This window comes from Desulfovibrio sp. 7SRBS1, assembly GCF_049723905.1.
Classification (GTDB): domain Bacteria; phylum Desulfobacterota; class Desulfovibrionia; order Desulfovibrionales; family Desulfovibrionaceae.
On the sequence record NZ_JBJKFD010000001.1, the window covers coordinates 2,535,318 to 2,548,754 of the forward strand.

The 13,437-nt window shown below is 57.5% G+C and carries 12 protein-coding genes; 7 read left to right on the plus strand and 5 right to left on the minus strand.

The genetic code is table 11. The annotated features are described in order from the left end of the window. The first annotated feature begins 27 nt into the window (after window positions 1-27). The 4 genes from ACI0FJ_RS11445 to ACI0FJ_RS11460 all read left to right on the plus strand — a co-directional run bounded on the left by ACI0FJ_RS11445 (window position 28) and on the right by ACI0FJ_RS11460 (window position 5,281). Window positions 28-2,259: a vitamin B12-dependent ribonucleotide reductase gene (locus tag ACI0FJ_RS11445; RefSeq protein ID WP_424306548.1), complete on the plus strand. Its 2,232-nt coding sequence runs from the start codon at window positions 28-30 to the stop codon at window positions 2,257-2,259. A 164-nt stretch (window positions 2,260-2,423) separates the two neighbouring features. Beyond that, on the plus strand, window positions 2,424-3,242 hold the full coding sequence (locus ACI0FJ_RS11450; protein ID WP_424303367.1) for a class I SAM-dependent methyltransferase: 819 nt from the start codon (window positions 2,424-2,426) through the stop codon (window positions 3,240-3,242). A gap of 99 nt (window positions 3,243-3,341) precedes the next feature. Continuing rightward, on the plus strand, window positions 3,342-4,079 hold the full coding sequence (locus ACI0FJ_RS11455) for an RNA methyltransferase (protein ID WP_424303370.1): 738 nt from the start codon (window positions 3,342-3,344) through the stop codon (window positions 4,077-4,079). Between the two features lie 374 nt (window positions 4,080-4,453). After that, window positions 4,454-5,281, plus strand: coding sequence for a carbonic anhydrase (locus tag ACI0FJ_RS11460; protein WP_424303373.1), 828 nt, complete (start codon window positions 4,454-4,456; stop codon window positions 5,279-5,281). Between the two features lie 234 nt (window positions 5,282-5,515). Here the strand turns inward: ACI0FJ_RS11460 and ACI0FJ_RS11465 are convergent, their stop codons facing one another. Genes ACI0FJ_RS11465 through ACI0FJ_RS11480 form a run of 4 tightly spaced genes read right to left on the minus strand, consistent with a single transcriptional unit; the run spans window position 5,516 to window position 8,792 of the window. After that, a complete protein-coding gene (locus ACI0FJ_RS11465; RefSeq protein ID WP_424303376.1) occupies window positions 5,516-6,355 on the minus strand; it encodes an MBL fold metallo-hydrolase in 840 nt (279 codons plus the stop codon). Further along, window positions 6,352-7,119, minus strand: a complete 768-nt coding sequence (locus ACI0FJ_RS11470) for an ABC transporter permease (RefSeq protein ID WP_424303379.1) — start codon at window positions 7,117-7,119, stop codon at window positions 6,352-6,354. Before ACI0FJ_RS11470 ends, ACI0FJ_RS11465 begins: the two co-directional genes overlap by 4 nt. Beyond that, a complete protein-coding gene (locus ACI0FJ_RS11475; RefSeq protein WP_424303382.1) occupies window positions 7,119-7,853 on the minus strand; it encodes an ABC transporter ATP-binding protein in 735 nt (244 codons plus the stop codon). The genes ACI0FJ_RS11470 and ACI0FJ_RS11475 overlap by 1 nt, the downstream gene beginning before the upstream one ends. Window positions 7,854-7,856: 3 nt before the next feature. Further along, complete coding sequence (locus ACI0FJ_RS11480; RefSeq protein ID WP_424303385.1) at window positions 7,857-8,792, minus strand: ABC transporter substrate-binding protein; 936 nt, start codon at window positions 8,790-8,792, stop codon at window positions 7,857-7,859. Between the two features lie 668 nt (window positions 8,793-9,460). Here ACI0FJ_RS11480 and ACI0FJ_RS11485 point away from each other — a divergent pair. The 3 genes from ACI0FJ_RS11485 (at window position 9,461) to ACI0FJ_RS11495 (ending at window position 12,773) form a co-directional block, all read left to right on the plus strand. Continuing rightward, window positions 9,461-11,551: a methyl-accepting chemotaxis protein gene (locus tag ACI0FJ_RS11485; RefSeq protein ID WP_424303388.1), complete on the plus strand. Its 2,091-nt coding sequence runs from the start codon at window positions 9,461-9,463 to the stop codon at window positions 11,549-11,551. A 259-nt stretch (window positions 11,552-11,810) separates the two neighbouring features. After that, window positions 11,811-12,137: a carboxymuconolactone decarboxylase family protein gene (locus tag ACI0FJ_RS11490; RefSeq protein WP_424303391.1), complete on the plus strand. Its 327-nt coding sequence runs from the start codon at window positions 11,811-11,813 to the stop codon at window positions 12,135-12,137. A gap of 243 nt (window positions 12,138-12,380) precedes the next feature. Beyond that, window positions 12,381-12,773, plus strand: coding sequence for a PaaI family thioesterase (locus ACI0FJ_RS11495; RefSeq protein ID WP_424303394.1), 393 nt, complete (start codon window positions 12,381-12,383; stop codon window positions 12,771-12,773). A gap of 339 nt (window positions 12,774-13,112) precedes the next feature. Here ACI0FJ_RS11495 and ACI0FJ_RS11500 read toward each other — a convergent pair whose 3' ends face one another. Then, window positions 13,113-13,418: a DUF6506 family protein gene (locus ACI0FJ_RS11500; RefSeq protein WP_424303397.1), complete on the minus strand. Its 306-nt coding sequence runs from the start codon at window positions 13,416-13,418 to the stop codon at window positions 13,113-13,115. Window positions 13,419-13,437: the final 19 nt, after the last annotated feature.

Sequence of the window (13,437 nt, forward strand, 5' to 3'; positions counted from 1 at the left end):
ACTATCTAGGAGATATTGCCAAAGATGATGAAACTTCCCATGCCTACCGATCTTGCCGATCCCGAGGTTCCGATCAATGCAGAAGTCGTTCTGAAAAAACGCTACCTGCGCAAAGACAAGAGCGGGGCTCCCAAGGAAACCCTCAAGGAAATGTACTGGCGCGTGGCTTCCGCCATTGCCGCCGAAGAAAAAAAATACAAGGACTCTTCCTGCACGGCAAAGGACCTGGCCAGGGACTTCTACGACCTGATGATCCAGGGCCGCTTTCTGCCCAACTCGCCCACCCTTATGAACGCGGGCACCGACCTGGGACAGCTTGCCGCCTGCTTCGTACTGCCCGTGGAAGACTCCATGGACGGAATTTTCGACGCCGTGAAAAACGCCGCCATCATCCATAAATCCGGCGGCGGAACGGGCTTCTCCTTTTCCCGGCTGCGTCCCGAAGGCTCCCGCGTCGGCTCCACGGGCGGTGTGGCTTCCGGCCCCATCTCCTTTATGAAGATCTTCAATACCGCCACCGAGCAGGTCAAACAGGGCGGTACCCGGCGCGGTGCGAACATGGGCATTCTGCGGGTGGACCACCCCGACATCCTCAAGTTCGTCAGCGCCAAGAAGCGTGAAAGCGAACTGAACAACTTCAATATTTCCGTGGCCCTTACCGAGGATTTTATGAAGGCCGTGGAAAACAATGACGACTACGACCTCATTGCCCCGCACACGGGCAAGTCCAAGGGCAAGCTGAACGCCCGCGAGGTCTTCAACCTGCTGGTGCAGAACGCCTGGGAATCGGGCGATCCCGGCATCGTCTTCCTGGACCGCATCAACCGCGACAACCCCACCCCGGCCCAGGGCGAGATCGAATCCACCAACCCCTGCGGGGAACAGCCCCTGCTGCCCTACGAGGCCTGCAACCTGGGCTCCATCAACCTTTCCCTGCTGCACGATCCCCAGACAAAGGACGGAGTGGACTGGGAAGAGCTGGCCCGCATTGTCCATCTTTCCGTACGTTTTCTGGACAACGTCATCGACGCCTCCCGCTATCCCCTGGACAGCATTGCCGAAAAAGTGCGCACCAACCGCAAGATAGGCCTGGGCGTGATGGGTTGGGCCGACCTGCTCTTTTTGCTGAACATCCCCTACAACAGCCAGGAAGCCCTGAACCTGGGCGAACGCATGATGAAGTTCATCCAGGCCGAGTCCAAGAGCGCCTCCAAGCTGCTGGCTGCGGAACGCGGCGCATTCCCCGCCTATGGGGAATCCACCTTTGGCAAAAGCAACCTGGGCCCCTACCGCAACGCCACCACAACGACCATTGCGCCCACGGGCACGCTCTCCATCATTGCCGGTTGCTCCTCGGGCATCGAACCGGTCTTTGCCCTGAGCTTTACCCGCAACGTCATGGACGGCGAAGAGCTGGTGGAAACCAACCCCCATTTCGAAGCCGCGCTGCGCGAAACCGACTCCTACAGCAAGGTGCTGCTGGGAGAGGTCGCCAAAAAGGGCAGTGTCCAGCATCTGGACCATCTTCCCGAATCCCTGCGCCGGGTCTATGTCACCTCCCACGACATCGAGCCCTCCTGGCACCTGAAGATGCAGGCCGCGTTCCAGAAGCACACGGACAATGCCGTATCCAAGACCGTGAACCTGCCCCACTCCGCCAGTGTGGAGGACATCCGCAGCATCTATTGGATGGCCTACGAACAGGGCTGCAAGGGCGTTACCGTCTACCGCGACGGCTGCAAGGCCTCGCAGGTACTGTGCACGGGCGATGCCCAGGACAAGAAAAAGGACAAGGACGAAAAAAACGTGCGTGAGCGGCCCGACGTGGTCTACGGATTCACCCAGCGGGTCAGCACCGGTCTGGGCCACCTCTACCTGACCATCAATGAGGAAAACGGCCGTCCCTTCGAAGTTTTTGCCACCATCGGCAAGTCCGGCCACTCCATCACTGCCAAGGCCGAAGCCATCGGACGCCTGGTCTCCCTGGCCTTCCGCTCCGGCGTACACCCCCGCGAAGTGGTCGAACAGCTGGAAGGCATCGGCGGCGAGCACCCGGTATTCCGCGAAAAAGGCTTGCTGAAATCCATTCCCGACGCCGTGGCCTGGGTACTGCGCACCCGCTATCTGAGCGACACGCCCATCAATCAGTCGGAGAGCAACGGGCTGGTCCGTCCCGCCTGCCCCGAATGCGGCGCAACGCTGGTATTTGAGGAAGGCTGCCACATCTGCAAGGACTGCGGCTACACCAAATGCGGCTGATCCTTTGCACAGCGGGTTGATCCACTTCTCCCGCACTTTCGATTGCAACGCCCGGAAGCTTCGGTTTCCGGGCGTTTTTTATGTGATAAAAAAACTGTTGACATTTGATATCGACTATCAATATCAGTAAGCAGCTTCTTTTTTTACCATCACAGGAGGCGACCATGACAACAAACGAACCGTTTCTGCAGGATGCTGTTTCCGATACCCTGATCATTCCACTGGCCATGCGGACTCTGGAAGCTGCACATCCGAGTCCCATCATGGTCGATCCCATGGCCGCGGATATCGTAGAGCAGCTGGGATGCGACCTGGAGCGCTTCAAAGGCAAACGCGCCAGCCAGGTGGGAACCGCCATCCGGGTACGACATTTTGATGAACAGGTGTACAATTTCATCACCCGCCACGACGATCCGGTAGTTATTTCCCTGGGCTGCGGCCTGGACACCCGCTTCCAACGGATCGATACGGGCAAGGGAACATTCTACGAAATAGACCTGCCAGAAGTGATTGAACTGCGCGAATCCCTCATTCCTTCCGCCGAGCGCAATCCCTACATGGCCATTTCCATGTTCGACCCCGGCTGGATGGAAGCCATCCGCCAACGCCACCCCAACACCCCGGTGTGCATCGTGGCCGAAGGCGTCTTCATGTACTTTGACGAGGCCCCCATCCACGCGCTCTTTTGCTCCATGGCCAATGCATTCCAGGCCGGGGAAATCATTTTCGATGCCTGCTCGTCCACGGCCTGCCGCAACACCAAAAGGCACGAAACAGTCAAAGACACCAATGCCATGTTCAAATGGGGGCTGGACAACGACAAGGAGCTCGAGTCCTGGTCGCCCCGCCTGCGCCATAAGGACACAACCCTGTATATGAACCAGGAAACCAAACGCTGGGGCATGCTCGGCCTTGTCGGCCGCTTGGTCCCCAGAATCGGCAAAGCCTTCCGTATGCTCCGCTACGAAATCATCCCGGCCTGAACTCACTCCTTTCTCCCGGCCGGAAAAAAACCCCTCCCATCCCCATTCCGGCCGGGAGAATCATTTACAATCCCGCCCTCCTTGGCTATCTCCCTGCCCATGGACATGAACATCTCCGTGGTCCTGGTACGGACCAAATATCCCGAAAACATCGGTTCCGTGGCTCGGGCCTGCCTGAACATGGGCGTCTCCGACATTATTCTGGTGGACCCGCAAAACTTCGACCAAGACAAGGCCGCTCCCCTGGCCACGGTTCACGCCAAACATATTCTCCAATCCGCAACCATCGTGCCCAATCTGGACACCGCCCTGGCCGACTTCCAGTCCACCTACGGCACCACGGCACGCATGGGCGGCTGGCGCAAAGGCGTGCTCACGCCAGACAAGGCCGCGCTGGAAATGGCCGAAAAACTCGCCTCCGGCGAACGTATCGCCCTGGTCTTTGGCCCGGAAGACAAAGGCCTCACCAACGAGGAAACCACCACCTGCGGACGGCTCATCAACATCCCCACCTCGCAGGAAGGCACCTCGCTCAACCTCTCCCAGGCCGTGCTCATCCTGCTGTACGAAGCCTTCCGCGCCTTCCACGGGCACCACCAACAGCCCGGAAACTCCACCTCCTCCCGCCAGGCCACGCACCAGGAACAGGAAACACTTTTCTCCGCAATCCAGGACGCACTGCTCGCCATCGACTTTCTCAAAAGCGACAACCCCGATTACTGGATGCTGCCCGTCCGCCGCTTCTTCCAGCGCTTCTCCCTGAAACGACACGAATACAACCTGCTTATGGGCATCTGCCGACAAGTCAAATGGATGGCCGGGAAGCGGGATAAATAGGGCAATAGAGATAAAACGCGAGGGGCAAACCTCTTGAAAGAGGTTCTTCCCCTCGCGCTCCCCTTTCCAGAACTTTTTAACTGTTTTTTGCCTAGATCTCGTAAGCTGCCCTTCCATTATCAGCGCCTAACCTACCAGGTTAGTATTTTTTTCTTCCCCACCTACTCCCTTCCAGGCCGCGTAAGTTTCGTTTCCAGCAAGGCGACAAGGATTTTGTGAGTGGGACAGTAGATTTTGCTACGGACCGCGAACAAAATCCGCAGTTAACGCTGCTGGGGGCGAAAATCACGCGGCCTAGTCTCTGGCGTCCTCCCATTGTTTCAGCTATACCTAAAGTCCCAAAACCCTATCCACGGACTCAAGGAGGATACACCATGACCATGTCCTTTGCGCACCGGATGGCAGGAGCCATCCTGGTCTTGATGCTGACCCTGGGCCTAAATTTCAGCCCATCTTTCGGCCTCACCGGCACAAGCATGGCGTCGAACGCCGAACACGCCGCCAAAGTGCAAAAGCCTTCCCCCGACCAGGTGTTGGAGATTCTGAAAAAAGGCAACCGCCGCTTCATCCAAGGCAAATCCCGCCATCCCCACATTGACGGCCAACGCCTGTACCAGGCCGGAACCGAAGACCAGGGCGACCATGCCATTGCCACGGTCCTCACCTGCTCCGACTCCCGCGTGCCCGTCGAGCTGCTTTTCGACGCAGGCATCATGGATATCTTCGTCATCCGCGTGGCAGGCAACGTGGTCAATACAGACGAGGCAGGCTCCATCGAATACGGCATTGCCCACGTGCACACCCCGGTCATGGTCGTGCTCGGCCACACCCAGTGCGGCGCAGTCACCGCCGTAGCCAACGCTGTCCAAGGCCACGGGCACGCCCTGGAACGCAACATCCCGCCCCTGGTCGCGCCCATCCAGCCCGCAGTTGAAAAAGCCATAAAGGACCACCCGGACGTGCACGGCAAGGACATCATCCCCTTTGCCATAGAGCAGAACGTCTGGCAGGGCATCGAAGACCTGTTTATGAAAAGCCCCACTGCCCGCGCAATGCACAAGGCAGATACCGCCCGCGTGGTCGGCGCCATCTACGACGTCCATACCGGGCGCATCGACTGGCTGCCCCAGGAAAAAGTAAACGCCATCCTGAAAAAAGTGGAGGCCAATCCCCAACGCGCCATGAACGCCATGGCGAAGTAAAAAAGAAAGCGGGGCTCTGCCCCGCACCCTGCCGGGGGGATGATCCCCCCGGACCCCGCACTCCCAACGCAAACAGCCCGGTAAGGTTTCCTTACCGGGCTGTTTGCGTTGGAGAAGGGGGAATTAGAAAGGTACCATAGAGAGAATTTTGTCTCCCGAATGCGGCCCAAAAAACATGAAAGCAAGGCCCTGAATTTTTTGCTGCAACGCAGCTATCGTGCCTTTATCGGCAATCTACACGCATTCCAGCCGCAACCCGACCCCAACTTCCACAACTGGGAGATATTTCGATAACGCAATCTTCGCCTTCAAATCCGTACAATGGCAGGGATGGAAGGCCTCCAGGTTGAGCTTTGCCAGGTACTCCCCCGTCTGCTCCAGCCGTTCCGCAGGCGCGTCCAACAAATGCGTGCCGCCGATGATGTCCGCCACCTTGTCCACGCCCGTTACTTCGCGGGCATGTTCCACGGTATTACACACCCCGGCATGGGCGCAGCCCGTTATAACCACCAGCCCGCGCGAGGTCTTGCAGGCCAAAGCAGTATCGTCCGGTATCATGTCCGGGATACTCAGCCCGCTCTGCCGGATTTCGCCCATGGGTTCCATGGTCTCGAACTCGAAACGCCGGGGAATGGTTCCCAAAAAATAAACAGAGTCCGTCAGGTTGAAAGGCTTTGGCGTCAGGTTGACCATGAACTGCTCGGTCAGTTTGGTCGGGCCATGCTGGGAGCCGATTTCCGGCAGGTGGTCCGCACCACGGGAGACAAAGCAGTCGGGATGCGCACTCAGCCGCGGCCTGCGCAGACGCAGCCCCTCTATGGCCGCCTCGATGTACAGCCGCATCAGCGGGTCCAGCCCCCAGGTGTGGTCCATATGGCCGTGCGACAGAACAAGTTCGTCCAGTTCGCGCAGGTTTATCCCCATCCGCTCGGCATTGCGAATAAAGGCGTCGGAATACCCCGCGTCCCACAGGATGCGCTTTCCGTCCACTTCGATGTAAAAGCTCAGTCCGGGTTCGGCCAGCAGGTAGCGGTCGATAATGCTGTTGTTGTCGCACAGGACCGTCAGTTTCATTTCCCCTTGCTCCTTGTCTGGCAATACTTCCACCGGCAGGCCCGGCGCTCCAGAATGTTCACGATCTCGTAGAGCAAAACCCCCAGCAGGCTCATGCCGAAAATTCCCACAAACATGCCCTCAAAGTCGAACGAACTCCACGCGTCCATGATCATATAGCCAAGCCCTTTGCGCGTGGCAAAGGACTCCACGAAAAACAGCACGGCCACGGATACCCCGGTGCCCAGACGCAGGGCCGTAAAGCCATGGGGCAGGGCCGCAGGCACCAGCACTTCGGTGAAGACCCGAAAGTGGCCCGCCCCCAGAGAGCGGACCGAATCGATGTATTTGGGATGCACGGCCTTGACGCCGTCGCGCGTGGTCACCAGCACCTGATAGGCCAGAATGAGCGTGATCATCCCTATTTTCGAGGCATCGCCCAGCCCCAGCACCAGAAGCAATATGGGCAGGAGCACGATTTTCGGAATGGGATAGGTCAGGATGACGAACGGCGCCAGCAGGGAATCCAGCTTTCGGCTTCCCCCCATGAACACGCCCAGAGGAAAGGCAATGCACCAGGAAAGGACCATGCCGGTCCCGGCCCGGAACAGGCTGGCCCAGAAATTTATCCAGAAGAATTTGGTCTGCACGGCCACGAGAAAAGCGGCCACCGCGGCTTCGGGCTGGGGCAGAACGCCCGACGGAATAACGCCTGCCAGGAGCTTCCACAGCAAGGCAATGACGGCAAGAACAAAAACATAGCGCAGAACCGATCCCATATGCATCAGAAGTGCGCCTCCATGGCCTTGCGCACCCGCCGGATAAGGCCGAACGCCTCCTCACTATCACGGTGATCGGGGCTGCCGAAACCAGGGTTGTCGAAAACTTCGCGGACTTCTGCCGGACGCCCGGAAACCAGCATGATGCGCGCGCCGAGAAAGACAGCCTCTTCCACACTATGGGTTACAAGCACATAGGGGATGTTGGTCCGCCGCCACATGGAAAGCAGCGTGGACTGGAGCTTTTCGCGGGTTATGGCGTCCAGGGAGGAAAACGGTTCGTCCATGAGCAGGACCTTGGGCCGTCCGGCAAAGGCGCGGGCAATGGCCACGCGCTGCTGCTCGCCCCCGGACAGGCAGCCGGGATAGTCCATTTCACGCCCGGACAGACCGACTTCGAAAATCTGGGCAAGGGCCCGCTCCCGCCGTTCCTTGGCAGCCACACCGGCAATCTTGAGGCCGAGGGAGACGTTGTCCAGCACGGTTTTCCAGGGTAGCAGCCCATAGTCCTGCAGGATGATGCCCACCTTGCCCGGACCATGGTCCACCGATCCGCCGTCCAGCCGGATGACGCCCTGGTCGGGCCTGGCAAGACCGCAAAGCATGTACAGCAGCGTGGTTTTTCCCGCGCCGCTGGGACCGACAACGGCCAGAGTCTCGCCGTTGTGTACGGAAAGGTTGATATCCTTGAGTACGGGCCGCCCGGCAAAGGACTTGCCCACCCCCTCTGCACTCAACATGCGCTAACGGGGCTCCGCCACTATTTGCTCGTAGCTGTAGGCTCCCGGAATGATCTTCTTTTCCATCATCCAGGTTTGCACGCTCTGTACGGCCTTGGGAGTAGGCAGTTCGGGCGCGGGGAAATGCAGCATGGGGAAATCAGGGGCCAGAGGCTTGGGAATACGGCACTCGTAAACCATCAGATCGCGGTATTTCTCGGGGTGATCCGCCAGCCGCCGCACGGCCTCACTGTATGCGGCCAGAAACTTTCCGGTCAGCTCGGGATTGTGCGCCAGGTCGGTCCTGAGCAGAAGGATGGTCAGGGGAATGGCCAGCTCTTCATCTGTTCCCAAGACCTTGCCGCCCTTGAATTCGCCCAGGCTGGCCAAAGGTTCGGGCATCAGGGCCAGGTCGAGCTTGTTGCTCATGAGCATCTGCACGCGCACGGGCAGTTTTTTAATGTCCACGCGCTCCATGGCTCCGGCCGGAACAATATTTTTCTTTTCCATGAGGTCGAGGAGGTATTCGATGATGGTGGAGGTGGACAGCCCCACGGTGCGCCCCTTGAGCTGATCGGGCTGCAGATCTTTCATTTTCGGAGAGGTGACCAGGCCGAACATGCGCTGCCCCGGTGTGGAGCGGGTGCACACGGTGATGACGCGCACGTCCACATTCGCCTTGCGCATGAGCACGGCGGCCACGAGATCGCCGAAATACCCGTCGATATTTCCGGTACGCATGGCCGTATCGCGTTCGAAGGCGCTGTTGAAGGGCACCAGTTTCACATCCAGCCCGCGTTTTTTAAACAGCCCGTCGGAGGTGGCGACGCGCAGAGGCATGGTGCCGAGTGCGGGCAGAACGCCCATGCGGATTGTCTGGGCCTGGCTGGTTTGGGCCTGGACCGGAAGCGCGACAAGGCATGTAAGAAAAAACAACAAGAAGCATCGGATGGTACGCATGCGGCAGTCTTCCTCCTCGGCAGGAAATATGTATTCCGGCATTATTATCGAACAAACCGCCAATAGCATGGTGCCGTTCGAAAGCAAAGCCGCGGCAAACATGGCATCATGGCTGCCCCGCGCGCCGGCTTCCCAATGACACGGCGAAACGGCTCGTCTGTATGTACCATGCGCGGCCCCCGCCTGCTTTGATTATTCTCCAGCCTTGATGCGATTTGATGCGATCTACGAACAAAACAATGGGCCAGATGTTGGAAAATGCCGAGCATTTTGATTATAAATCTAAAACCCTCTTATTTTTTCCACTTACTATGTTACATTTTGATTTTTTCTGTCATATTTAAAAAAAATTGTACTTGTTTTTACTTTTCAAAAACACATTAAGAAATCCTGTTAAAATCCAGGCTGTGTCTATAACGAGACAAATTCCCTCCCCCTTTTTCCCTGTCTGAAGCTGCCCGAATTCACGTCAAAATTGATTGTACAAACAACTTTTGACCCTTTACAAAAAGGGATTATTTTCTTTATAGCCCAACACACCATCCTCGTTTTTTTTCGCAAAATTCGACGTCCATTTTGGGAAAAGAAGCAAACATCAATCCATGTCAATCGGTTAACACAAAACCAGAGAGACAGCTTTTTTAAGCACTCCTACTGCGGAGGTATCAATGTCCCTATCATTGCGTTCCAAACTCATCCTTTCCTTTCTTGCCGCCATCGTCTTGGCAATCGGCAGCATATCGACCGTTCTATACATCAATATAAACACGTATTCACAGAACAGCTTCGAACAAAGCTCGGTCATCCAGCTTGAACGCATTGAGGATTTCATCCGGGAATTTGTAACCTCTGCCAAAAACAATGCGGACTACCTGGCACGGCAGCTCAAGGGAAAGGACGCCTCGGGCCAGCTCTCCAAATATTTCGGTTCGGACGCGCGGCCGAAAATCGACCCCGCCACCATGAACCCCTTCGAGCTGAACCTGTACAATTCCTACGCCGATATCACGGAAACCCACCCCAACTACGCAGCCGCCTACCTGGCAATGAACGACGGCGGTTTTACCATGTACCCGCCCGATACCCTCAAAAACTATGATCCGCGCAAGCGGCCATGGTACAAGGAAACCCAGGCCTCCTCTTCCAACAACGTCGTGTCCAAGGCATACGTGGGCACTTCCGGCGAGGCCATGAGCACCATTACCACCAAGGTTAGGGGCGCCTCGGGACAGGTTGTCGGCGTCATCGGCATCGACATCAATCTGGCCACGCTTACCGAGGTGACGGCCAACATCAAGTTGGGCCGCACCGGTTACGTGCTGCTGATGCAGAGCGACGGCGTTATCCTTTCCGACCCTGCGGCTCCGAAACTGAATTTCAAGAACGCCTCGGAAACCGACGTTCCGGCCCTCAAGGAAATTGCCGGGGTGGATAATGGTATCATCAGGACCTCCATCGACGGAGTTCCCAAGCTCATATCGGTCATCACTTCCAAGGCCACGGGCTGGAAGCTGGTCTACATAACGGACAAGGCCGAAGTGCTGGAAGCCGCAAACGTCATGCTCAAGCGCGTTCTGCTCATTGGTGCCGGACTCGCCGTTCTGCTGCTCATCGGCGCCCTGCTCATTGCCCAGGGCTTTGTGCGTCCGGTCAAACTGCTGGTTACCGGCGCCCAAGCCGTCAGCAAGGGCGACTACGAAGCGGTTCCCGACAAGCGGTTCTTCAAGGGAGAGCTGCTGACACTGCACACCAGCTTTTCCGAAATGGTCGCAGAGCTGGTAAAGGTGATCGGAACGGCGGAATCCAAGACCAAGGAAGCCGAGGAAAAGAGCCAGCAGGCGGAGGAGGCCATGCATGCCGCGGAGCAAGCCAAGGAAAAGGCCGAACGCGCACGCAGGGAAGGCATGCTCCATGCCGCCGGGGAACTTGAAGAAATCGTCGCCCAGGTGACTGCCGCTTCGCAGGAGCTTTCCGGACAGATCCAGGAAGCCGCCAACGGCTCCTCCATCCAACGAGACCGCACCACGGAAGCGGCCACCGCCATGGAGCAGATGAACGCCTCGGTTCTGGAGGTTGCCAGCAATGCATCCCAGGCTGCGGAAAGCGCCGACGACGCCAAAAAGGAAGCCGGCAACGGCAGTGATATCGTTGCCAATGTGGTGGAGAGCATCAATCAGGTGGACGCCAAGGCAAACGCCATGGCCGACAGCCTGAACACTCTGGGCAAGCAGGCCGAGGGCATAGGCCAGGTTATGACCGTTATTACCGATATTGCCGACCAGACCAACCTGCTGGCCCTGAACGCCGCCATCGAAGCCGCCCGCGCCGGTGATGCCGGACGCGGATTTGCCGTGGTTGCCGACGAAGTCCGCAAACTGGCGGAAAAAACAATGACCGCCACCAAGGAAGTGGGACAGTCCGTGGCCGCAATTCAGGAAGGGACCAAACTGGCCATTTCCGACATGGGCAGCACCACCGAACTCATCAGCACCAGCACCGGCTACGCACATCAGGCGGGTGGAGCGCTGCAAAGCATTCTGACCATTGTGGATTCCACGGCCGACCAGGTACGGGCCATTGCCACGGCCAGTGAAGAACAGTCCGCGGTCAGCGAGCAGATCAACAGCAGCACCGAAGAGGTCAACCGCATTGCCGCCCAGACAGCGGAATCCATGCGGCATTCCTCCCATGCCGTAGGCGAGCTGGCAAACCTGGCGAAAAATCTGGACGACCTTATCGTCCAGCTGAAAAACGGCTAGTTCGCCTCCGTTACATTCATAGCATCATCTGCGGCAGCAGCCGCACTCCAGAGGCCGCGTGGATAAACCACGCGGCCTCTTTGTCTGTGTTCCAATCTCGATCACTATTTCTTCCTAAAATGCCATGAAATGAAACACTCTCTGCAGCAAATAAACTAACATACTGTTTTTATAGGAAATTACCACGGCGTATTTTCAGGCATGCTCCTTGCTCAAGGGGATGTATTGGAATCAACCGACATCCTCAGGAGAGATACACATGGATGCAGCAGAAAAAGCAGCAATGACCCTGGCAAAAATGCAGAAAAACGCCGAGGAAGTTTTCAAAGGCTACCTCAACTTCACCAAAACAATCGGCCAATCCGGCCCCCTGGACCCCAAAACCCAGGAGCTGATCCTTGTGGCTTGTTCGCTCATGTCCCAATGCGACAAATGCATTTCCCTGCATGTGCAAAGCGCGGCGGGTCTGGGAGCGGAAAAAGAGGAGATTCTGCAGGCGGCCATGCTGGCAATCGCCATGGGCGGTTCGCCCAAGATGATGTACATGGGCGACGTGTTCGAGGAAATTGAAGACCTGTTCGATTAATGGGATGTCCGCTCATCTGAAAAACATGATTTTCAGATGCGCTCACGCCGCTTATGGCGGCGGGGGAACACGATTTCGCAAGGATACCGCGCGTGGTGGACCACGCCGGAGAATTTGATAATCCGGGTGAGCATGTTTATTGTTTCCCCGTCCGGGCCGTTCATCCCCCGCCGAATGTTCCCTCGGCCAGGCGGCCCGGACGGAGAAACAGTGTATTAAAGCGCACGAAAAGGAGCGAAATCCATGGATATACAGACACACACAGCCATAGACCGCACATTGTGCGGAACCCCTCTTGAGGTCGGCGACGGCAAAAGTACGGTCAAAATGACCACCCTGGATTCCATGACCGCGGATGAAAGCGGCCTGGTCCACGGCGGATTCGTCTTTGGCCTGGCCGATTATGCGGCCATGCTGGCCGTAAACCATCCCAACGTGGTGCTTGGCGCGGCCAGCACAAAATTTCTCGCCCCGGTCAAGGCCGGAGAAGAACTCCTGGCCAAGGCCACGGTCCGCTCCGGTCAGGAAGGCCGCAAGCAGATTGTGGACGTGGACGTCCTGCGTGACGAAATGCACGTTTTCAGCGGCGAATTCACCTGCTTTGTCCTGGACAAACACGTGCTCGCCAAGGGCTGATCCCATATTTTCCCTCCCCCGCATTCCGCAGAATGGCAAAAGGCCGGGCAGATGGTTGTCTGCCCGGCCTTTTGCCGTGCTGCGTACTGTGGGGGGCCGTGGGAGGCTGGGGGAGATCATCTCCCCCGGTAAAAATCTCTTCCCCTCAAAACATGAGCAACGTTATTTCTCCCCACAAAAGTACACCGCTTGCATGCCCAACATGCTTCGACAAGGCTGTCGAGAATGGTGCGAGAGCAAGGCGCGAGGCGCATTCAAGCCCGACGCATATTTTTTGTATACGCGAGGGATTTGAATGTGCCGAGGCAACGCAGCTAACGTGCCGTTATCGGCAGCCTACTAAAACAAGGTGTCGCCGCTGACATTGCCCAGCCCAGGATGAATGTCGAAACGAATCACGCCCACGGGCACATCCACGGCTTCGGCCACCATGGCTGTTCCCCTGTTGCCGAATCCGCCGCACAGCTCGAACGCGGCAATGCCCTCTTCCGCCACCAGCTTTTTGGCAGTCTCCACGGCCTGGTCGTAGCTTCCTACGGCAATGGAAAGCACATGGACGGCAGGAGTTTTTACCCACTGCCTGTGGGTTTCAGGGTCTGCTTCCGGGGCTATGAACAGAAACGCCGCTTTCAATACATCACTCATGGTCTGCCTCCGTATTCGG